The 20,741-nt window shown below is 37.0% G+C and carries 18 protein-coding genes, 2 tRNA genes and 5 pseudogenes; 13 read left to right on the forward strand and 12 right to left on the reverse strand.

Going from position 1 to position 20,741, the window contains the following annotated elements:
- Positions 1-5: 5 nt before the first annotated feature.
- The 4 genes from NPX99_RS07170 to mazG all read left to right on the forward strand — a co-directional run bounded on the left by NPX99_RS07170 (position 6) and on the right by mazG (position 4,166).
- Complete coding sequence (locus NPX99_RS07170) at positions 6-1,280, forward strand: beta-ketoacyl-ACP synthase (RefSeq protein WP_269031188.1); 1,275 nt, start codon at positions 6-8, stop codon at positions 1,278-1,280.
- A 67-nt stretch (positions 1,281-1,347) separates the two neighbouring features.
- Positions 1,348-2,376, forward strand: coding sequence for a zinc-binding dehydrogenase (locus NPX99_RS07175; protein WP_269031189.1), 1,029 nt, complete (start codon positions 1,348-1,350; stop codon positions 2,374-2,376).
- Positions 2,377-2,382: 6 nt separating this feature from the next.
- Complete coding sequence (locus NPX99_RS07180) at positions 2,383-3,312, forward strand: lipid A biosynthesis lauroyl acyltransferase (RefSeq protein ID WP_269031206.1); 930 nt, start codon at positions 2,383-2,385, stop codon at positions 3,310-3,312.
- Positions 3,313-3,344: 32 nt separating this feature from the next.
- Positions 3,345-4,166, forward strand: a complete 822-nt coding sequence (gene mazG / locus NPX99_RS07185; RefSeq protein WP_269031190.1) for a nucleoside triphosphate pyrophosphohydrolase — start codon at positions 3,345-3,347, stop codon at positions 4,164-4,166.
- 72 nt (positions 4,167-4,238) lie between these two features.
- Here mazG and NPX99_RS07190 read toward each other — a convergent pair whose 3' ends face one another.
- Positions 4,239-4,616 carry an iron-sulfur cluster assembly accessory protein gene (locus NPX99_RS07190; protein ID WP_269031191.1) on the reverse strand — a complete coding sequence of 126 codons (378 nt, stop codon included), beginning with the start codon at positions 4,614-4,616 and terminating at the stop codon, positions 4,239-4,241.
- 564 nt (positions 4,617-5,180) lie between these two features.
- Here NPX99_RS07190 and NPX99_RS07195 point away from each other — a divergent pair.
- Positions 5,181-5,257 (forward strand) — tRNA-Pro (locus NPX99_RS07195).
- Positions 5,258-5,443: 186 nt separating this feature from the next.
- Here NPX99_RS07195 and NPX99_RS08770 read toward each other — a convergent pair.
- From NPX99_RS08770 to NPX99_RS07245, 8 genes and pseudogenes are all read right to left on the reverse strand, one after another.
- Positions 5,444-6,259, reverse strand: a pseudogene (locus NPX99_RS08770) (DNA adenine methylase).
- 82 nt (positions 6,260-6,341) lie between these two features.
- Positions 6,342-7,379, reverse strand: a complete 1,038-nt coding sequence (locus NPX99_RS07215) for a phage late control D family protein (protein ID WP_269031207.1) — start codon at positions 7,377-7,379, stop codon at positions 6,342-6,344.
- On the reverse strand, positions 7,379-7,633 hold the full coding sequence (locus NPX99_RS07220; RefSeq protein ID WP_269031195.1) for a tail protein X: 255 nt from the start codon (positions 7,631-7,633) through the stop codon (positions 7,379-7,381). Before NPX99_RS07220 ends, NPX99_RS07215 begins: the two co-directional genes overlap by 1 nt.
- Positions 7,603-7,854: pseudogene (locus NPX99_RS07225) on the reverse strand (hypothetical protein); the annotation flags it as partial. The gene NPX99_RS07220 and the pseudogene NPX99_RS07225, both read right to left, overlap by 31 nt.
- 129 nt (positions 7,855-7,983) lie before the next feature.
- Positions 7,984-8,259: pseudogene (locus NPX99_RS07230) on the reverse strand (hypothetical protein); the annotation flags it as partial.
- A pseudogene (locus NPX99_RS07235) lies at positions 8,255-9,518 on the reverse strand (DUF6990 domain-containing protein); the annotation flags it as partial. The pseudogenes NPX99_RS07235 and NPX99_RS07230, both read right to left, overlap by 5 nt.
- Before the next feature lie 101 nt (positions 9,519-9,619).
- Complete coding sequence (locus NPX99_RS07240; RefSeq protein ID WP_269031196.1) at positions 9,620-9,742, reverse strand: hypothetical protein; 123 nt, start codon at positions 9,740-9,742, stop codon at positions 9,620-9,622.
- A 57-nt stretch (positions 9,743-9,799) separates the two neighbouring features.
- Positions 9,800-9,894, reverse strand: a pseudogene (locus tag NPX99_RS07245) (SMI1/KNR4 family protein); the annotation flags it as partial.
- Positions 9,895-10,424: 530 nt separating this feature from the next.
- On the opposite strand from NPX99_RS07245, the gene rpmG reads away from it, so the two are divergent.
- The 4 genes from rpmG to NPX99_RS07265 all read left to right on the forward strand — a co-directional run bounded on the left by rpmG (position 10,425) and on the right by NPX99_RS07265 (position 12,685).
- Complete coding sequence (gene rpmG, locus NPX99_RS07250) at positions 10,425-10,592, forward strand: 50S ribosomal protein L33 (protein WP_004864083.1); 168 nt, start codon at positions 10,425-10,427, stop codon at positions 10,590-10,592.
- A 366-nt stretch (positions 10,593-10,958) separates the two neighbouring features.
- Positions 10,959-11,519, forward strand: a complete 561-nt coding sequence (locus NPX99_RS07255; RefSeq protein WP_269031197.1) for a thermonuclease family protein — start codon at positions 10,959-10,961, stop codon at positions 11,517-11,519.
- A 30-nt stretch (positions 11,520-11,549) separates the two neighbouring features.
- A complete protein-coding gene (locus NPX99_RS07260; protein WP_269031198.1) occupies positions 11,550-12,185 on the forward strand; it encodes a uracil-DNA glycosylase family protein in 636 nt (211 codons plus the stop codon).
- A gap of 17 nt (positions 12,186-12,202) precedes the next feature.
- Entirely contained in the window at positions 12,203-12,685 is a 483-nt protein-coding gene (locus NPX99_RS07265) for an Lrp/AsnC family transcriptional regulator (protein WP_269031199.1), read from the forward strand.
- A gap of 35 nt (positions 12,686-12,720) precedes the next feature.
- Here the strand turns inward: NPX99_RS07265 and cobT are convergent, their stop codons facing one another.
- From cobT to glpD, 3 genes are all read right to left on the reverse strand, one after another.
- Entirely contained in the window at positions 12,721-13,710 is a 990-nt protein-coding gene (cobT, locus tag NPX99_RS07270) for a nicotinate-nucleotide--dimethylbenzimidazole phosphoribosyltransferase (protein ID WP_269031200.1), read from the reverse strand.
- 398 nt (positions 13,711-14,108) lie between these two features.
- Positions 14,109-15,089, reverse strand: a complete 981-nt coding sequence (gene dusA / locus NPX99_RS07275) for a tRNA dihydrouridine(20/20a) synthase DusA (RefSeq protein ID WP_269031201.1) — start codon at positions 15,087-15,089, stop codon at positions 14,109-14,111.
- A gap of 460 nt (positions 15,090-15,549) precedes the next feature.
- A complete protein-coding gene (gene glpD / locus NPX99_RS07280; RefSeq protein ID WP_269031202.1) occupies positions 15,550-17,085 on the reverse strand; it encodes a glycerol-3-phosphate dehydrogenase in 1,536 nt (511 codons plus the stop codon).
- A 335-nt stretch (positions 17,086-17,420) separates the two neighbouring features.
- Between glpD and NPX99_RS07285 the strand changes: the two genes are divergently transcribed.
- From NPX99_RS07285 to NPX99_RS07300, 4 genes are all read left to right on the forward strand, one after another.
- Complete coding sequence (locus NPX99_RS07285) at positions 17,421-18,293, forward strand: DsbA family protein (RefSeq protein WP_269031208.1); 873 nt, start codon at positions 17,421-17,423, stop codon at positions 18,291-18,293.
- Positions 18,294-18,506: 213 nt separating this feature from the next.
- A complete protein-coding gene (accB, locus tag NPX99_RS07290; RefSeq protein WP_269031203.1) occupies positions 18,507-18,998 on the forward strand; it encodes an acetyl-CoA carboxylase biotin carboxyl carrier protein in 492 nt (163 codons plus the stop codon).
- 14 nt (positions 18,999-19,012) lie between these two features.
- On the forward strand, positions 19,013-20,371 hold the full coding sequence (accC, locus tag NPX99_RS07295; RefSeq protein ID WP_269031204.1) for an acetyl-CoA carboxylase biotin carboxylase subunit: 1,359 nt from the start codon (positions 19,013-19,015) through the stop codon (positions 20,369-20,371).
- Positions 20,372-20,574: 203 nt separating this feature from the next.
- Positions 20,575-20,650 (forward strand) — tRNA-Thr (locus NPX99_RS07300).
- Positions 20,651-20,741: the final 91 nt, after the last annotated feature.

Here is a 20,741-nt window from a genome sequence, read left to right on the forward strand (position 1 = left end):
CCATAGTGAAATATCATGATCATTTTGGGCGTCCGCTTGTCGCAATCACTGGAGCAGGAGTTGTGACATCACTGGGAAAAGGGAAAAATGAAAATTGGCAAAAATTAACAAGCGGTGTGAGCGGCATTCATAAAATCACACGCTTTCCTGTTGAAGGATTAAATACACGTATCGCTGGCACCGTTGATTTTCTTAAAGAAAGCACGCTTGGTGCTTCAGCTCTTTCTGAAAAACTTGCAGATCTGGCAGCAGAAGAAGCTTTAACGCAAGCAGCTCTTGATAAAACGAATTTTAATGGACCACTCTTTTTAGCAGCTCCTCCTGTTGAGCTGGAGTGGTCAGCACGTTTTACTCTTGATCAAAAGGAAACATGTATTGGTGAGCCTTCCTATGCGCGTCTTCTTGAAATCTGCAGCCATAATCTTCACGAAACATTCTTTGAAAGCACACAATTTGGTGCAATTGCAGAAAATCTTCAAAAAAAATTCGGGACAAAGGGACTTCCAATTACACTTTCAACCGCTTGCGCATCTGGTGCAACAGCAATTCAATTAGGTGTTGAAGCTATTCGACGAGAAGAAACAAATCGTGCACTCACAATTGCTACAGATGGTTCTGTTTCGGCAGAATCTCTCATCCGCTTTTCGTTATTATCTGCTCTTTCAACCCATAATGATCCTGCAGAAAAAGCAGCCAAACCCTTTAGCCGTGATAGAGATGGTTTTGTTATGGCAGAAGGATCAGGTGCTCTTGTTCTTGAATCTCTTAAAAGCGCATTAGATCGTAATGCTATAGTTTTAGGAATTTTGGCTGGCTGTGGAGAGACCGCCGATGATTTTCATCGTACGCGTTCAAAGCCCGATGCATCCCCAGCAATTGGATCAGTCCGCAAAGCCTTAGATGACGCAAAAATAACCATCAATGAAATTGACTACATTAATGCCCATGGAACCTCAACACCTGAAAATGAAAAGATGGAATATCTCGCATTATCAACAGTCTTCGGTAATATTTTAGAACATATTCCTGTGTCTTCTAATAAATCAATGATTGGACACACATTAACTGCTGCTGGCGCCATTGAGGCTGTTTTTTCGCTTTTAACTATCCAATCGGGGATACTTCCTCCTACAATCAATTATGATAATCCTGATCCTGCTATACCTTTAGACGTTGTTCCTAACCATAGCCGTAAAGCACATGTCAATGCGGTTTTGTCAAACTCATTTGGATTTGGAGGTCAAAATACAAGTCTCGTTATCACTGCATATAAAAGATAATCCTTTTAATATTGATCAAACTTTGTAACATTTAACTTAACGGCCATATACATTAAGGGGGATAATAATGCGTGCTCTGCAACTATTAAATGACCGCCAACTTAAAATCACTGATATTGCCACACCACCACCACCTAACCCCGATGAAGTAACGGTACGTATAAAAGCCGTCGCTCTCAATCATATTGATGTATGGGGCTGGCGTGGTATGGCCTTTGCTAAAAGAAAAATGCCACTCATCATTGGCGCAGAAGCTTCCGGTGAAGTTACGCAACTAGGGAGTCATGTTAAAAATTTACACCTCGGACAAATTGTTTCCATTTACGGTGCACAAACCTGTGGAATATGCCAAGCTTGTCGTGAAGGGTGCGATAATCTCTGCAGTCAAGTAAAAGGCGTCTACGGTTTTCATCTTGATGGATTTGCCTGTGAACTTGTCAATTTACCAGCACGTCTTTTGGTCCCTGCTCCACCAGAATGTGATGAACTGCAAGCAGCTGTTGCTCCCATTACTTTCGGCACTGTAGAACATATGCTTTTTGATAATGCAAAACTACAAGCAAGAGAAACAATACTGATACAGGCAGGTGGTTCTGGTATCGGTTCAGCAGCCATTCAACTTGCAAAACACATGGGGTGCACAGTTATTACAACTGTAGGTTCAGATGAAAAAATTGCAAAAGCACAATCTCTTGGGGCAGATCATGTTATTAATTACCGCAAAGATCGATTTGAAGGCGTTGTCCGCAAATTAACGCAAAAAAAAGGTGTTGATGTTGTCTTTGAGCACGTAGGAGCCGACACATGGAGCGGTTCTCTGTTGTGTATGAAACGAGGAGCACGCTTAGTAACTTGTGGTTCAACTTCTGGAGTGACAGCACCATTAAATCTTATGCAGTTATTTCAACAACAACTTAAGATATTTGGTTCATTTGGTTGTCGTATAGAAAATATGCAAAACGCCATGCGGAAAATGGCAAAAGGTTTTGTTCATCCTGTCATTGATACAATTGTTGAATTTGATGAAATTGATACAGCTTTAAAACGCATGGAAAGCCGTGATATTTTCGGTAAAATTATTCTTAAAATCGATTAATTTATGATGAAGTTTTATATTAAAATTTTTATGTATCATATTAAAATTATAGCAAAAAAATTATTTTATTTGTTATGGGGATATTTTCTCATTGGTTCATTATTTATTTTAAAATATTTTCCTACCAACATTGGATTTTCTTTCTTTTCTTGGTTAGCAAAGACATTTGGTCCTCTTATCCATCGTCATCAAATCGCGCTTGCAAACCTTAAAGCTGCGTATCCAGAAAAAACAGAAGAAGAGCTGCATGCAATTGCAATAGAAATGTGGGAAAATATAGGGCTATTCCTAGCCGAATATATTTTTCTTGATAAAATTTTTGATTTTGATCCTCATGCGGACCAACCAGGTCTTATTGAAGTTAAAGGCGCTGAGATATTTCAGCGACTAAAAAATGAAAAAAAACCGCATATTTTTTTCACAGCGCATACCGGAAATTTCGAACTTCTTCCTATATGCGCACAAAGTTTTGGCCTGAATGTTACAGTGCTTTTTCGGCCTCCCAATAATCCCTATATAGCAAAACGAGTCCTTAAAGCCAGACAAACTTCTATGGGGCATCTCGTGCCATCTAAAGCTGGGGCAGCTTGGGCACTAGCAGCCAAGCTAGCAGAAGGTGAAAATGTTGGCATGCTCGTTGATCAAAAGTTTCGTCGAGGTGTTTTAGGAACATTTTTCAACAGATCACTTAAAACAAATCCCTTAATTATAAAACTCGCGCGACAATATAATTGTGATATCTATCCAGCACGCTGTATCCGGCTAGCTGGAAGGCGTCATCGTTTAGAGTTGTATGAATCTATAAAACTTCCACTTGATGAAAAAAATGAGATTGATATAGCTGCTTCCACGCAAAAATTAAATGATATTGTCGAAAGTTGGGTACGTGAATATCCCGGACAATGGACGTGGTTACACAGACGTTGGGATAATTGACATATTCATAACATTTATTAGGAAAGGCATAAATGAACGCGTCAAAAGAGATCAATGATCTTATCGCAATCGTTTCAGCATTACGAAACCGTGAGAGCGGATGTGTTTGGAATATAAAACAAACCTTTGAATCTCTCATACCCTATATGCTTGAAGAAGTTTACGAAGTTATCGATGCCATTGAACGAAAAAACTGGACAGATATTTGCGACGAACTCGGTGATCTTCTTTTACAAATCGTCTATCATGCTACAATTGCGCAAGAAGAAGGTCGTTTTTCTTTTGAGGATGTTGTTCACGCAATTACCGCAAAAATGATTCGCCGCCATCCTCATGTTTTTGGAAATACAGAGCAAAAAAAACGTGGCTTTGTAGCAGAAGAATGGGAAAATATCAAAAAAAGAGAACAAGCTGAACAGAGAAACTGGTGCAAAGAAGCAAGCTTAACAAATAATCCCACAACAAGCATTCTTGCAAAAGTAAAAAAAATCCAGCCAGCAGAACAAGAAGCACTCGCTTTACAAAAAACAGCAGCTAAAGTGGGGTTTGATTGGCATAAAAATCATGAATTTTTTGCAAAAATTGAAGAAGAATTCAATGAACTCACAGAAGCCATTAAAGATCATAAAACGTCAGATATAGAAGCAGAGTTCGGTGACCTTTATTTTACCTTGCTTAACCTTGCACGCCACTTGAATATTGATGCACAAAAAGCATTAAAAAAAACAAACACAAAATTTCGAAATCGTTTTACCTATATTGAAGAAAGTCTCTCCACTCAATCTAAAACACTAGCTGATATATCTTTAGAGGAAATGGAAGCTCTTTGGAATCAAGCAAAAAGTGAGAAATAGGAAAAACATCAGATTTCACTAACCACCAAAATCAAGAAATCATCAAATTATCCAATAGAAATCCTATTAAGCTCAACTGGCTTTATCTGTTTTATTTGACTGATTTTGTGAGGCAGGACGGAGTTCTACCGATTCACCACATCCACATGCTGAAACTTGATTAGGATTTTTAAAGACAAAACCGGAATGAAGCGTCGTTACTTCGTAATCTACCTCAGTCCCTAACAAAAATAATATTGCATCATGCGCTATAAAAACACGCGCGCCATTAACTTCAACAACATCTGCATCCACCCCCTCTTCCTTTACAAGAGTAATTGTATATTCCATCCCCGCACACCCGCCTTTTTTAATACCAATAAGAATGCCATGTGCGCCTTTCGCATCCATAATCGCCTTAACACGATTTACTGCAGATTCTGTCAAATTTATTACCGAAAAACGGCTCATCACTTACTCTTTTCTTACTCAACAAACATTTCGAAATGTGTTTTATTTATGATATTTTATCTGGTAACTTAAAAATAAAACAACAAAATATAAATTAAAATGTTTTGATCTTTTCTTATCGAGATCAAATCCTCATATCCAATGACTTTAATTTATCACTGTCAATCTTAAAAGTCCTCTTTCATTGTCCTTGTGACATTATGCAAAAAAGCATTTTTACAAAAATCATAAATAAAGCAACTACGAATGCACAAAATGCATGTGGCATTCTTATTCTGTAAAAAAAAAGAAAACATAAACAAACTTAGCAACACAAAGCTCTCACTTCGCACTTTACAATCTGTATAAAATAATTAAATAAACATATGCACAGAACTAACTATAAAATCAACGAAACCAAGAGCTCAACAATCTTAATTATCTCTCACTAAATAAAGAAACATTGGAGCGAGAAGTTCTTTATTCCTTAAGTTTTCTTTAAAAGTGCAAAAGCATTTTAAATTTTATTCGCTTTATTTTTCTCTTGCCTTTAAAGAAACAGTCGTTTAGTCGTTCTATACAATTCGGAGCGTAGCGCAGCCTGGTAGCGCACTTGACTGGGGGTCAAGGGGTCGTGGGTTCGAATCCCGCCGCTCCGACCATTTTTCCCAGAAAAAATATCAGCAAACACAAAATGTGTGCAGTTTGCCACCAAGTTTTGTATAATTTGACAGCAGGTTTTGTACCAATTTATTTTTTTCAAAGGGTTTTTAAGGGGGGCTTAAAGAGTCTTCAAAGACCTTTCAAAAGTCATTTAAAGCTCCGTTTTAATGAATCTTTTTTCTTTTCTAAAGATCGCAATTTGAAATGATCAGCTCCTTACCGGAAATCGCATTATTTGAACCACATGTATAAAATGTATTCACTTCTTTTAGTTTAAATTGGCTAAAAGTTTTTGGTCTTCAGGCACATCATTGAGAGACAGAACAAACTTTCCTTGTAATTGTGCATGCAGTGTGGACATTATCTGATAATTCTCTCGCTTAAACAAATCCTCCCCATAAGTATCCCCAACACCCCAATAAGGCGGATCGAGGTAAAACAAAGTCTTTGGCCTATCATAACGCAGAATAAAATCAGATCAATCTAAATATTCAATTGTAACATTGGATAATCGGCGATAAATAAGCTCTAATAATAATTCAAGTTTGAAAAGATTAAACTGTGTACTACGATTAGGATCGACTCTAAATGTACGTTTGTCCACCTGACCACTAAAATTGAACCGCTGCAAATATCAAAATCGCAAAGCCTGCTTTAAATCCATGAGAGTGTTTGGGTCTTGCATGCCCAAGCGTTGAAACTCTTCACGGCTGGTGATTTGGAACTTCAACAAATCCATAAAAGGATGATAATGGCGTTGCAAAACCCGAAAAAAATTCACCACATCACCTGAACGATCATTGTAATTTCAGTGGATGGGATCAATTTTCTTCTAAAAAATATTCCCCCATACTAACAAAAAGTTCAGCATAAATGCTATGAGGAATGTCTTCTATGATTTTGATAATGGTTTTTGCCAACTTGATTTTGCCACCAACATAAGCAACAGCTGGTGCGATGGGATCAACTGATTTTAATGTTTCCTTGTAAAGTATATCCATAGTTTTTAAACACTCTTTCATCACTATTAACCATCTTCTCATTGCTTCAAGTGATAAGAAGTGGCTGCGATGTTAAGTTGTGTTACATCAGATGGGTGTGTCTCAAACTTGTCCCGTTGGTTGGGCAACCAGCCCAGCCTCTATGTTGGTTTCCCTTCTCTGGTGCTTCTAGAGTGATTTCTGTGGTGTATCCGCTTTGTTTCTCATAGCGATGGGTGACGGTTTTGGCTTTCCATGGTCCATTGATTTCACTACGGAACCCTTGCAACAGCAGCGGTTGATCCGCCATGATTTCGGGACGCCCTTCAAGGGACAAAGAACCACTGCCCACAGCACGACACAGCCGGTCTGATTCTGAAGCGGCAGCAACTAATGCCTCTTCCCTGCTGGTGTAGCAACAACGCAAACGACGCACGGGACCTTGGAGATTTGTGCGATGTTTGATAGACAGCTGTTTTCCTTGCGAACGATCAAAATAACAGGCTTCAATGATCTCATATTGGGTGCGTGGCTCGAAGGTAAATTCCCAACTGGAACAATTATGCTTATGAATCTCGAGGACCGGTAAATTGTTTCCGCTTAAAAACAAAAACTTATTGTCTTTGATTAAAAAACGTGCCTGCATGCGCTCCGCAAGGCGGGTTAAAAAATCAATCGTAGATTGATCAGTGCGCACCACATAGAGCAAAGTTTTGTGCGTGAATTCTGGACTGATCTTTGCTTGATAACCATGGCGTTTAGCGAGGGTTTCAACAATCTCGCCAACGGTTTTGTGATCAAAATGTTCACTTATTTGTTCTTTGAGTTCTTTACGCATCGAGGCGCTTTTGCCACAAAGGCGCAAGATCTCACCATCACTGCCCCCACAACTCACAACCGATTCGACAACAAAACACCCCATAAAAGCACTGATGCTATTCTTATAGCCAAAGATCACCTGCAGCGCACTGCCCGTTTGTGGAACCTCTAAATCATTGTCCCTATCATCAAATTCTGCTTCAAATCTATCGGCTTCATTGCCGGCATGGTCGGTGATGGTCGCATTTAAAAGACGCTGGTAAAAAACCTCATGCACGGGTTTGTCTTCCACCTTGACCACAATAAAAGGATATGTGCGCATTAATCCCATAACCGCTTCACCATGCTTTGGGGATTAGACAACACAAATTCAGGCAAAGTAACCTTTAAACCGCGTGGTAAAAGCACACCATATTTGGCAATCTCTGGATTGGCTCTCAAAGTGGCTTCGAGATAGCCTTTTAATGCTCCAACTTGCGCACGGTCCTTTAATACAGCCATGGCATGTTGATAACAAATGAGATCGAGACTCATATCTTCTAGCTCTACAACAATATGCTTTTCTGGTAGCTCCATGGGAATTGTTTCTCTTGATATGGACTCACCTGATATTGTCCTTGAGGTTTTCCCCATCGAAAAACGGCAACAAACTGATGGAATAGCGGATGCGCTGCGATTGACCAGAGCGACTGATATAATCATGGTCTTTCGTGAGAGTGGTGATCACCACGGGACCATGGAGAATGGCAACTATAGCTCATATCATTCATCCAACAAAACATCTGCACCGGTTTTGCTTAATGTTTGGCGAAAAAGTTGTGTATTCAAACGCCATCTCTTAAGTGCCAGATTATTGAGACCGATTTTTGCTTTCGACAACTCAAGCAAAGCAACCTAAGCCAATTCAGCAATAATAAACCACTCCTTCATAGCTGCCCTCGTCTAATTCTTACAGGCGTTGCACGCATAGCTTTCAATTGCGCCGCAATCTCCGGTTGTTCCTGATAAAGCCTGAGCTATTTCTGCCAACCGCACCTCATCCCTTTGCAACAGCAACAAGCCATCTTCATTCAAAATCTTATCCCACAGTCAAAATGCCTCTGTCGCCCAAACAAATGCTTTAAAACGCAGCAGAAAATATCCACCTGCTTACTTTCCGCAACATAAACATCCAAACTTACCTTGCTTAAATCACCAATCCCCCATCACAAAGCTTTGTTGATAAGATTGCAAGCTTTTAACATCACCCAATAAAGCAAGGACACCAATATGAAGCAAACCATAATGTGTATCGGCTGCTTTAAATGTTGTACTTATTTCCCAAAGCGCGGTACCGTAGTGAGAGTGGAGCTCTTCATGAAGACCAATGGCACTTACTACCCACTCTAATGCATCATCAAGTGCTTGCTTTACGTGATCCGCACTCACCTCTGCTTCAAAAATTTCCAATCCCTTGGCTTCAAAATTAAAGTCTAAATCCGGTAAATCTTCAGAGTGAATAGGATCAATAACCTTGCAAGCAGCGGCAAGTATGCCAGCACTACTCAAAAAAGCGCTATCAAATTGCAGGTAATCTCTAGTAATTTCATCGTTATAAAGAATATCAACTTCGTGATTCGCCAATTGATGGCTCGCCATATGATCGTCTTCATTGATTTTCTTAACTGACCAATTCAAGCTTTTTAAAAGTGCTGTTGCACTCTCCACGGTAAGACGATTATCATTGTTATCCATTTCACCCGCCTCCTCACTCTCAGAAACAGATACTGTTTTGGAGATAAGTACCGTTGTTTGCGGATTAAGGGATATAATCTGAGCATTTTTTGGAAAACCTTTTCGATATTCTTGCGCAAAAGCAAGAGCGTTATCAATATCATATTCTGTGATAGTTTCTACAAAACTCAAACAGCTCTTTCTTTGAAAACTCTCTTTATAAAATTCAAGTTTTTTGACATTGCCAATTAAAATAAGCGCAATAAGATGACATTCTGCAAGGCAAAATTCACTATCTGTTGGCAAAGCGGCATAATCACAGATAATTTGATTAACATTTTATTTGATCTGCACATTCAAGGATATCCGCACAAATCTGTTGCAATTTGCCTTCTTCAACTTCAACACTAGAAACTGTATAAACTTCTTTTGCCTCTTTGAGAGCTATATATTGAAGTAATAAAAAAAATATCTCGATGAGCAATAGAAAAGCCAAGTGTTGAAAGTGAATCTTTTAAGGCAACAGTGGAGGTTTCTTCTTCTATCCCAAGCTTATAAACTATGTTGATGAGACGGTCTTTGCTGCTAAAATAAGCATTGCGATTGTAATTTTTGTCGCAATAAACTGTCCAGCCCATCATTTTTAATTTTGCAGAAACGGTATTAAGAAAAGCCACAAATTGTACATCAATATCTGTATCTTCTTCAAAGTTGGAAGATATTCTTCAGCAAATTGAATAGCACGATTTTTTACCACGAGTATATTCAGAGCCAAGACAATAGATAGAAGTCGTGAGACTGGCAGAAACTCAAAATCTACCGCTATCTTGTTCATAATCTATTGATACCCTAGTGAATACGTACTATATAATCAGAAGTGATAATAAGCAATATATCTCCTACTTCATCTCGATGGGGGTTTCCAGCTAAGTTTTTTAAAATTTCTGTTGCATCTTTGGTTTGTATCGTCATTTTTCCAGAATATTCCATAATTCATTTACAGAAAAATTCATAAAATTGCTTAGCCTAATATTCGGAATCTTCAGATATAAATTTGAGATAGAGGATGCATTCTCCATCCCGAAACTGCGTATAGCCAAAGAAAAGGTTTCACCAAAATCAGTTCTATCGGCCAATTTTATTGGCAATATACACCCTTGGTAATATTTTCACTAATCCCTATCCGGACTTATAAGCAATCCATGACAAAGATCATCGCTCTCCACTAATGGGTTGCACTCTCTTTAGGATTTGATGAAACTTTTATGGTTCTATAGATAATAAAACATCAATGGCTTTTGATATTTGCTCTCTTTCTTTCTGAGGTAATTTCAAGTCTTTATACAATCGGACTTGCTTATCGGGTATATCCCACTCCTGCTTATTCTGCTTTTTTGTTATGAAACCAATATACTTATGGATCAAACATTCCAACAGAGTATGAGATATCTTTAAACCAGTTGATTTTTCTAGAAGCAGTGATTAGTTTTTTCGCTTATATATTATTTTAGAGTTTGCACAACACATAAGGAAATTAATCAGCTCTTGACTTTTTTTAGAACATCCGTAGTGTTGGCAAAAAATCTAATCACATAAGAAATAGATTTTGATAGCAAGATAATATCGTTTTCAGTACAAATAGGATTCTTAAATTATGGCTAAGGCAGCAACCATTAAGATCAAGCTTTTATCAACTGCAGATACTGGTTTTTTCTATGTCACAAAGAAAAACAGCCGTACAATGACTGACAAAATGAGTAAACGTAAATATGATCCAGTTGTAAAAAAACACGTCGAATTTAAAGAAACAAAAATTAAATAATGGATTGCACCACTTAACTGGTGTGTTCTGCAACTGAAGGTCAATATAGTTTTATTCCTCTTCAAGATCATCCTTTTGAAGAGTGTTTTTGTTTTTTTAAGTTAAAGAAATATTATATCCGTCATTTACACGTTTTATATGGACTTGGATAGGTTGACTTAATTTTCTAGTTGCTTACTTTTATTATAGCCGTATATCGTATCACGATATTGTATTTGATTTACTTATGTAATCGAAATACAAGGATTATATATTACAAGATTTTCTTATTATTATGAGATACTATCGAGGAAATGGAAAATTTTATAAAAATTATGAGTGTTTATCATTCAATCAAATATGTGATAATGGCAGTCTCTTTATTTCATGAAAAAAAGTTACCATTTTAATTCAAGAAATTTTAATTTAAGATTTATTGGTTTTAGCTTTCTTGTCGCTGCTATTTTTTCCATCTTTATAATGATCTATTTTAAGCATACTCAAACGCTCTCTCAAAAAGAACATTCTTCTTCTAAAGCATTTGTCGAAGGTCTTGCCTCTGTTATTGATGGCGATTCAATCATGATTTCTTCTGTTACAATCCGGCTTGCAGGAATTGATGCTCCTGAACTCCACCAATTTTGTGGTAAAAAAGATGCACGCTATCCTTGTGGACTCGAGGCAAAAAAATACCTAGAACAACTCACAGCAAATCAACCTGTTAGATGTCACTGGCATAAAAAAGATAAATATCGCCGTATCCTTGCAACATGTAAAACAAAAGAAATCAGCAACATCAACGCAACACTTGTACGAAATGGTTGGGCAGTAAGTTACTATGACTATCCTGAAGAAGAGCAAAAAGCCAAAAAGACAAAAAAAGGGATATGGCAATCAAATTTCCAACGACCAAAAGAATGGCGAAAAGCACATCCTCGACCAGAATAAAAAAAATATTCTTTAACCCTCTGTCTGCAAATGAAAAAACCACACTATAACTCAATTATTGAACTTGAAAAGGAAATTTATTCCTGTCGCGCTTGTATCCAACATCCCCATTATCTTCCTCCTCTTCCTCATGAACCAAAACCGGTTGTTTATTTATCTGATAGAGCTTCGATTGCAATCGCAGGGCAAGCACCAGGGTTGCGTGTCCATGAAACTTCTATCCCTTTTAATGATCGTTCTGGTGGAAGATTGCGCAATTGGCTCAACGTAACAAAGGAGGAATTTTATAATAGATCCCATTTTGCTATTGTCCCTATGGGCTTTTGTTTTCCAGGCTATGACCAAAATAAATCTGATTTGCCTCCAAGACGTGAATGTCGTGAAATATGGCATGAAAAAATCTTTCGCGCTATGCCACAAATAAAGCTTGTCATTGCTATTGGAAGTTATGCACAAAAGTGGCATATTACTAAGTTAAGACATAAAACCGTTTCAGCAACCGTGAGTGATTGGAAAAATATTCTTTCCATCCGTCAACCTCGAGGCTATCATGTCATGCCTTTACCTCACCCATCATGGCGAAACACTTATTGGTTACAGAAAAACTCATGGTTTAACGAGGAGCTTATTGTGTATCTACAGAGCTTAATACGTGAATTTTTATAAACTGAATCGAGAAAAATATGGATCGTCTTGATCGAAAAATTTTATATCTTTTACAAGAAAATGCAACACTTTCTGTTGCAGATATCGCTAAAAGAGTTGGACTTTCAACTACTCCTTGCTGGCGTAGAATCCAAAAACTTGAAGAAGATGGTGTTATTCAACGTCGTGTTGCTGTTCTTTCTCCAGAGAAAGTAAACGCACACGTTACTGTTTTTGTTTCTATTCGTACAAATACGCACAGTCATGAATGGTTTAAGCGTTTTTCAAAAATTGTCCGAGAATTCCGTGAAGTCATCGAGTTTTATCGAATGAGTGGAGATATTGACTATTTATTACGTGTGGTTGTTCCAAATATCGAAGCTTATGATCTTTTTTATAAAAAATTAACTACTAAAATTGATATTCGTGATGTTTCATCTTCTTTTGCAATGGAGCAAATTAAATATACAACAGAACTTCCACTCAGTTATATAAAATTACAAGAGAAAACGAGCGAATAAAATTCTTAAAAATTCTTTTAATACACTATCTTTCCTTATTTAACAGCCACCATTTGTGTATGCATCAAAATAGCAGCCTTAACAATACCCGCTGCCACAGCCGCCCCAGTCCCTTCACCAAGACCTATCTCTAGATCTAAAAGCGGTTCTTTGCCAATTTTTTCTAAAAGTTTACGATGTGCTGATTCAGAAGAAACATGCCCAATCAGAGTATGATCAAGAGCATTAGGATGCATTTTATAAAGTAACGCTGCTGCTGCTGTTACTACAAAACCATCTAAAACAACCGGTATTTTTTCCATTCTTGCTGCTAAAATAGCACCAACTATGGCAGCAATTTCACGGCCTCCTAAACGACGCATTATTTCAAAAGGATCATTAAAATAATCCTTATGTAAAGAAATTGCTGCTTTAACTGCTGCTATTTTACGCTGATAGAATTCTCCTTCAGGTTTTATTCCACTTTCTGACCATTCCTCAACTTCTCCACCAAATAACGCTAAACATAAAGCTAAAGCTATTGTTGTGTTTCCAATGCCCATTTCACCTATACACAGGAGATCTGTTCCACCAGCAATGGATTCCATTCCAAATGCCATTGTAGCTGCTGCACTACGCTCATCCATTGCGGCATCCTTGGTAATATTCATTGTGGGATATTCTAACGCTAAATCAAAAATCTTTAATCCGAGATTATAAGCTATACAAATTTGATTAATAGCCCCCCCACCAGTTGAAAAATTTTGTACCATCTTTTGGGTCATAGATTGTGGAAATGGTGTTACATTTTCTTCTGTAACACCATGATTTCCAGAAAAAATAGCAACTAAAGGGCGCTTTATGACAGGCTTTTCTGTTGCTCTCCATCCTGCATACCAAATCGCAATATCTCCTAATTTTCCTAGTGATCCTTGATTTTTTGTTAATTCTGTTTGCCGTTTTTTTGCCAAAGTTACAGAAAATGCATCAGCAATAGGTAAATTTGTGAGTAAAGCACGAAAATCATTAAATGGACTAACGGTCATGAAGATACCTTTTCAAATCTAAAATGTTTAATGAGAATCTGGTCATATATACAGGATATGAATAATTTATTGGTTTTTTAAAAATCGCTTTTTAAGAACATTGAAATCTTGTTAGTAAAATTATTTTTTGCATGACATCTTCCAATAAAATGACTTTTTTAATAATTAATAACTAGAATTATCAATAACTTATTGTATTTTTTTAAATTATATTATTCATTTATTTCCACATTGTGTAAGCTTCATCAGTATACTGTTTGATATGCAATACTAACATCCTCTTCGTAATAAAGATTGAGAGCTTTATGAAGTTTACCAATCTGAACTGCTTAAAATTTGTAAAAAAATAAAACTGTAGGAAATCTAAACTTTAAGAGAAACCAATCTGTAAACTGTTGTTAAATGAGGGCAGAAAACGCCTCTTTCAAAATATGCACACCTGCATCGATTTTTGTTGCATCACTAGATAATATTTGCCGCCATCGGCGTGCTCCATCCCGCCCATGAAATAAACCAATCATATGACGAGTTACATGGGAAAGCCGCCCTCCTAATGCAATATGTCGAGCTGCATAATCACATATAGCTTCAATAAGATCACTATCACTCATTTCACTCTGCAGCTCACCATATATTTCAAAATCAATATGTTTTAACAAAGCTGGATCATGATAAATTTGTCGACCAACCATGGCAGCATCACACAAAGTCAAATGTTTTTTGATCTCATCAATAGATTTAATTCCACCATTTATCCCAATAAATTTATAAGGATATTTATGTTTTAATTTATAAACTCTCTCATACTTAAGTGGAGGAATATTGCGATTTTCTTTTGGACTTAATCCTTGTAACCAAGCTTTTCGTGCATGGACCCAAAGGGCATCACACCCAGCATTCCAAACCTGATCGGCCAAAAGATCTAAAGCTAACTCTTCATCCTGCTCATCCACACTAATACGACATTTGACTGTTACAGGTATCGTAACGACTTGTTTCATCGCTTCTACAGCACTTGCTACAATATTAGGATGTAACATCAAACAAGCACCGAATACACCTGCTTGAACCCGATTTGAAGGGCAACCAACATTGAGATTTATTTCATCATAACCAAATTCTTCAGCAATTCGAGCAGCCTCTGCCAATTTCTTCGGATTTGCCCCTCCTAGCTGCAAAGCAATCGGATGTTCTTTATCATTCAAAGTCAATAGTTGTTCACGAACACCATGAATTATAGCATCAGCTACAATCATTTCGGTGTAAAGAAGAGCCTTTTTTGTTAAAAGGCGATAAAAGAATCTACAGTGTTGATCTGTCCAGCCCAACATTGGTGCTACCGCAAATCTCACTGATGATGGAGAACTATAAGATATCATAAGAGCTTAGTCTCTCATCTCTATTAAGTGTTTTCCATTCATACTAGATCTCCGCTCTTTTTCACTTCACCTAAAATGTTATTTTCTTTATCATTACTTAGAGAGAACAATACACTCTCTATCCAATTCTCTTCCTCAAATAACCTAAATTTTCCAAAAATCAAAAAAAGACAACAGAACGTTACGAATAGAAAAAAACTTCCAAATATCATAGCCATGCAACCGATATTATAAGAGATAAAATTGTAGCTAAAAACTGATTTGAATAGTATTTCCTGTCACTCAAATAGTCCTTGAAGAACATAACAGCATTATAAAGTACAGTATCGAAGATATTTTGAGTTTAACAAAATAATAAACGAAAGCTTCTTACATACATCATTATAGCTTATTTCCCTTCAACTTTTTTCAGTTTATTGTGCAAATAGATTTTACAATAAGGTGCTTGCGTAAAGCTGAATTAATATACATCTTGTTCGCTCTCTTTTTGGCTTTGCATATAAGCGGAAAGAGCATCAATCTCTTTCTTCTTAAATAAAAGTCCAAGCTTTGAACGACGCCATAAGACATCTTCACATGTTTTAGCCCACTCTTTTTCCATTAACCATTTGACTTCTACTTCATAAAGCCCATGACCAAAATTTTTTCCTGTATCTGCCTTCCCATTTGCAAATATCATCAGAGCCTCCGAACCATAAGAGCGTGCAAGTCTGCGATATGTAAAATCATCTAAATCTGGAATCAAAAGAGCGATCTTATTTTCAAGTGTATTTAGCTTATTATATGGAAAATTACCTCCGGGAAGTGTCGAATTTTCTGTCCATGGAGCTCCTTTTATCCCAAGCGCTTTTTCAACAAATTTCATAGCATCTTCAGCCAGCTTACGATAGGTCGTAATCTTACCACCATAAAGATTAAGAAGTCGTGGCATATCGTCTGTACCCATTTCTTTTAAAACGTAATCACGTGTAATTTCTTGTGCTTTTGAAGCTCCATCATCATAGAGTGGACGAAGTCCCGAATAAGTCCAGACAATATTTTCACGCAATACTGGTTGTATAAAATATTCACTCGCTGCTGTACAAATATAATCAATCTCTGCATCCGTAATATGAACATTAGCAGGATCACCCTGATAGTCACAATCCGTCGTTCCAAGCAGTGTAAATTTTTCCTGATATGGAATAGAAAATATAATACGTCCGTCACCGTTCTGAAAAATATATGCACGGTCATGGGTATAAAGCCTAGGTACCAGAATATGAGATCCTCTGACAAGCCGGACAGGCGGTTTCTCCTTACAGCCTAATACGTTTTCTAGAATATGTTTAATCCAAGGGCCTGTCATATTCGCAACATAAGAAGCAGTAACGCAATATTCCTTGTTGTTTAACTTATTTTGAAGAATTATAAGCCATTTTTTTTCTTCTCTCTTTAAAGAGAGAATTTCTGTGCGCACTTTTATATCAGCGCCCTGCTTTTTTGCATCACGAGCATTAGCAACTACCAAACGCGCATCATCTACTCTTGCATCAGAATATTCAAAACCTTTTTGGTACTCTTCCTTAAGTGTAGAACAAAAATCTTTTGAAAAATTAACCTTTTTACTGCGCCACAGTTTTTGGTTCCAGTTTCCTAAATAATCATAAATGAAAAGCCCCATACGCAACATCCAAGCAGAACGTAACTCTTTATGATAAGGCAGAATAAAACGTAAAGGACGCACAATATGTGGAGCCATCCGCAAAATAATCTCGCGCTCTTTTAGCGCTTCACGCACAAGTTTAAACTCATAGTGTTCGAGATAGCGAAGACCACCATGAATAAGCTTTGTCGATGCACTTGAGGTCCCGGATGCAAGATCATTCATCTCCGCCAATCCTACTTTAAATCCGCGTCCAGCTGCATCCCTAGCTAATCCACATCCATTTATGCCTCCACCAATGATAAACAGGTCGTAATGCGTCGTGGTTTTTATCATTTTATTTTCTATCATTTATCTAATTTTACTCTACTATACTCAATGAGATAACCGCTGAGAGATAATGCCAATGTTCTTAATCAAATTGTTATATTCTAATAAATACGCATAAAATATTTTTGATATTACATAATAAAGACAACATCTGATAAAAAAACGGAAAATTCAATTACTGTAAAAAACAGTATTATCGTAAAATATGCTTTACATGAAAGCTCCTTAGAAAAAAAATTGATATTTTCTTTACAACCTATTAGATTTACATTGTAGTTAAATACCTTATTGCACATAGACAATAGCTTTCATATAAATTTACTCAACATTACAAGAGGAATATGAAACCATAAATGATGACCTATCAGCCCCAACACTCAAAAACAACGCTCATTTCAAAATTTTTCATAACAGCTTTTTTAAGTATTTTGACTTTTTCTTTTTTTTCATTAAACGCGATTGCACACGAGAAAACAGAAAATCATTTCAGTTCAGAAAAACTTAAGACACAGCTTTTAGAAGATCCTGCTTTCTTATCTAAGCTTAAAAAAAAGCTTATACCATTTATCAATGATCACGATATTCAAAATATTGTAAGAGATTATTTACTCACTCATCCAGAGATTATGATCGAAATGCAGCTTATCCTCCAAGAAAAGCTGGAAAAGAACAGCGAACAAAGGGCTCAAAAACAAGCTTCCATTATCAATTTGTTTAAAAAGGAAATTTATCAGTCTCCTCATGATGCTGTTTTGGGAAATCCAAATGGTAAGAAAGTGCTTGTCGATTTTTTTGATTACAACTGTGGATATTGCAAAATGTCCTATTCATACATAGAAAACTTAATAAAAGAGAATCCAGATCTACGGGTTATTGTCAAAGATCTACCAATTTTGGGAGCTGATTCCATAGCAGCACATACTGTTGCCTACGCTTTTCGAAAAGAATTTCCAGAAAAATATCCTCAGTTTCATAGAGCGCTTTTAACTAATAAAAGTCGTGCGAATGAGTCTAAAGCTATAAAAATAGCAGTTTCATTAGGGGCAAATGAAAAAAAACTGCGCAGTGCAATAAGGGATTTTAATCTTCAAAATTCCTTTAAAGAAAATATTCAAATTGCCTCTGCTCTCAATATTACAGGAACACCTTCTTATATTATTGGTGATAAAATACTCATTGGGGCCGTGAGCCAAGATGTTTTAAAAGAATCCATCAAAAATATGCATTAAATATCTTTTCTTCATCTCGTCAACTTTATGAAGAATACCATACATGAAATAATTTTATGCTTTCTCTTTTTGGGTAACAGGCTTATAAATGTGACTTCATAAAGCAAATAGCTTTTAACAGAATCCTCAAAAAAGGTCATCCGTAGTCTAGAGATATTCGATCATAACAATTAAATAGTGACGATCTTCATTGATCAAGGAGTGAAAAATAAAATGGCAACAAAAAAAATGGATGCGGGAAAATATACCGCAATTGATACGAACATTATCCGAGACCTTGCTGAAATTTTAAATGATACAAATTTAACAAATATTGAACTTGAACAAGGTGAACTTCGTATTCGCGTATCACGTCAAAACACTCCAGTCACTTCCGAACAAACAATTTATGCCCCTATTTCGCCCTCTCCTGTTACCGTAAATTCTCCTCCTATCTCAACAATTGAAGCTCCTCTACAAGAAGATAAATCAAAAAATACAATAACATCTCCAATGGTTGGGACAGCCTATCTTGCACCTTCACCAGGTGCACAGCCTTTTGTAGAAGTAGGACAAAATGTTTCTGAAGGACAGACTTTACTTATCATTGAAGCGATGAAAACAATGAATCAAATTCCATCACCACGTTCAGGAACGGTAACTGCTATTTTGGTTCAGGATGCCCAACCCGTTGAATTTGGTGAAGCACTTATTGTTGTTGAGTAAAGCGAGGGGCAACTATGATTCGAAAAATTCTTATTGCTAATCGAGGAGAAATTGCTCTTCGCGTACTACGAGCCTGCAAAGAACTTGGAATAAAGACTGTAGCCGTTCACTCCACTGCTGATGCTGATGCGATGCATGTTCGTCTTGCTGACGAGAGTGTCTGTATTGGCCCTCCCCCAGCACGCGATTCTTATTTAAGTATTCAGCAAATTATTGCTGCATGCGAAATTACAGGAGCTGATGCTGTTCATCCAGGCTATGGCTTTCTTTCTGAAAATGCAAAATTTGCAGATGTTTTAGAGGCCCATGACATCACATTTATTGGCCCAACAGCTGCACATATTCGAATCATGGGCGATAAAATTGAAGCAAAAAAAACCGCTAAAAAACTTGGAATTCCTGTAGTCCCTGGTTCAGACGGAGCTGTTACTGAAGAATCTGAAGCTCTGCGTACCGCTCGTGAAATTGGTTATCCAATTATTATTAAGGCTTCTGCCGGTGGTGGGGGACGCGGTATGAAAGTGGTCCATTCTGAAAAAGAATTTGCTATAGCTCTTAAAACAACTCGTTCAGAAGCAGCAGCAGCTTTTGGAGATGACGCAGTTTATATCGAAAAATATCTAGAAAAGCCCCGTCATATTGAAATTCAAATAATTGGTGATGGAGTGGGGAATGCTGTTCATTTAGGAGAACGTGATTGTTCACTTCAACGGCGTCATCAAAAAATATGGGAAGAAGCTACATCACCTGCGCTTAATGAAACTGAACGGAAAAAAATTGGTGGTATTGTCGCCAATGCCTGTGCACAACTTGGATACCGCGGAGCAGGTACTATTGAGTTTCTTTATGAAAATGGAGAATTCTATTTTATTGAGATGAATACACGTTTACAAGTCGAACATCCTGTAACTGAAGCAATTACAGGCATAGATTTAGTTCACGAACAAATTCGCATTGCATCAGGCTGCAAACTTTCAGTTGCACAAGATGACATTTGCTTCTCTGGTCATGCTATTGAATGTCGTATTAATGCGGAAGACCCTATTAACTTTACGCCATCTCCAGGAACTATTACACATTTTCATACACCAGGAGGTTTAGGAATTCGCGTTGATTCAGGTGCTTATTCAGGTTATCGTATTCCTCCTTATTATGACAGCATGATTGGAAAGTTGATTGTTCATGGACGTACACGTTTAGAATGTATGATGCGGTTACGGCATGCTTTGGATGAATTTGTGGTCGATGGAATCAAAACCACGTTACCTCTCTTTCGCGATCTCATTAACAATAAAGATGTTGCAGATGGAAATTATAATATTCATTGGCTAGAAAAATATCTTTCTAGCCAATCGAATTCTGCAGATTCGTGAACTGGTAGCAAAAAGCATTTTTTCTCATCGCTTTTATAAAGTATCAATGTGGAAATAATTTTTGACATTGTGATAAAGGATGATGAGAAAATAAAGAGTCTCATTATTTTATAATTTGACGTATAATTTTTAAAAATATGCACAAAAACTGATAATTTTCTATTTTCCTTTTTGTGAGTTTGTGCTACCTCGTATGTGATTATGCCCTTATAGCTCAGTTGGTAGAGCACCTGATTTGTAATCAGGGGGTCGGGAGTTCGAGTCTCTCTGGGGGCACCATTCTCTTTTTTATACCAAATAACTTATTGATTTCACATATGTTTTTTTAAGGTGAGGGATGCGTGGATAAAAGTGAGGGAATAGGATTTCA

The sequence above is a fragment of the Bartonella sp. 220B genome (assembly GCF_026930205.1).
GTDB lineage: Bacteria > Pseudomonadota > Alphaproteobacteria > Rhizobiales > Rhizobiaceae > Bartonella.

What these genes read in the sequence shown, in the direction of transcription:
- NPX99_RS07175 (WP_269031189.1), top strand. Translation starts at nt 1,348, where the DNA reads ATGCGTGCTCTGCAACTATTAAATGACCGCCAACTTAAAATCACTGAT.
- NPX99_RS07180 (WP_269031206.1), top strand. Translation starts at nt 2,383, where the DNA reads ATGAAGTTTTATATTAAAATTTTTATGTATCATATTAAAATTATAGCA.
- mazG (WP_269031190.1), top strand. Translation starts at nt 3,345, where the DNA reads ATGAACGCGTCAAAAGAGATCAATGATCTTATCGCAATCGTTTCAGCA.
- NPX99_RS07190 (WP_269031191.1), bottom strand. Translation starts at nt 4,616, where the DNA reads ATGAGCCGTTTTTCGGTAATAAATTTGACAGAATCTGCAGTAAATCGT.
- NPX99_RS07215 (WP_269031207.1), bottom strand. Translation starts at nt 7,379, where the DNA reads ATGCGCACATATCCTTTTATTGTGGTCAAGGTGGAAGACAAACCCGTG.
- NPX99_RS07220 (WP_269031195.1), bottom strand. Translation starts at nt 7,633, where the DNA reads ATGGAGCTACCAGAAAAGCATATTGTTGTAGAGCTAGAAGATATGAGT.
- NPX99_RS07240 (WP_269031196.1), bottom strand. Translation starts at nt 9,742, where the DNA reads ATGACGATACAAACCAAAGATGCAACAGAAATTTTAAAAAACTTAGCT.
- rpmG (WP_004864083.1), top strand. Translation starts at nt 10,425, where the DNA reads ATGGCTAAGGCAGCAACCATTAAGATCAAGCTTTTATCAACTGCAGAT.
- NPX99_RS07255 (WP_269031197.1), top strand. Translation starts at nt 10,959, where the DNA reads ATGAAAAAAAGTTACCATTTTAATTCAAGAAATTTTAATTTAAGATTT.
- NPX99_RS07260 (WP_269031198.1), top strand. Translation starts at nt 11,550, where the DNA reads ATGAAAAAACCACACTATAACTCAATTATTGAACTTGAAAAGGAAATT.
- NPX99_RS07265 (WP_269031199.1), top strand. Translation starts at nt 12,203, where the DNA reads ATGGATCGTCTTGATCGAAAAATTTTATATCTTTTACAAGAAAATGCA.
- cobT (WP_269031200.1), bottom strand. Translation starts at nt 13,710, where the DNA reads ATGACCGTTAGTCCATTTAATGATTTTCGTGCTTTACTCACAAATTTA.
- dusA (WP_269031201.1), bottom strand. Translation starts at nt 15,089, where the DNA reads ATGATATCTTATAGTTCTCCATCATCAGTGAGATTTGCGGTAGCACCA.
- glpD (WP_269031202.1), bottom strand. Translation starts at nt 17,085, where the DNA reads ATGATAGAAAATAAAATGATAAAAACCACGACGCATTACGACCTGTTT.
- NPX99_RS07285 (WP_269031208.1), top strand. Translation starts at nt 17,421, where the DNA reads ATGACCTATCAGCCCCAACACTCAAAAACAACGCTCATTTCAAAATTT.
- accB (WP_269031203.1), top strand. Translation starts at nt 18,507, where the DNA reads ATGGCAACAAAAAAAATGGATGCGGGAAAATATACCGCAATTGATACG.
- accC (WP_269031204.1), top strand. Translation starts at nt 19,013, where the DNA reads ATGATTCGAAAAATTCTTATTGCTAATCGAGGAGAAATTGCTCTTCGC.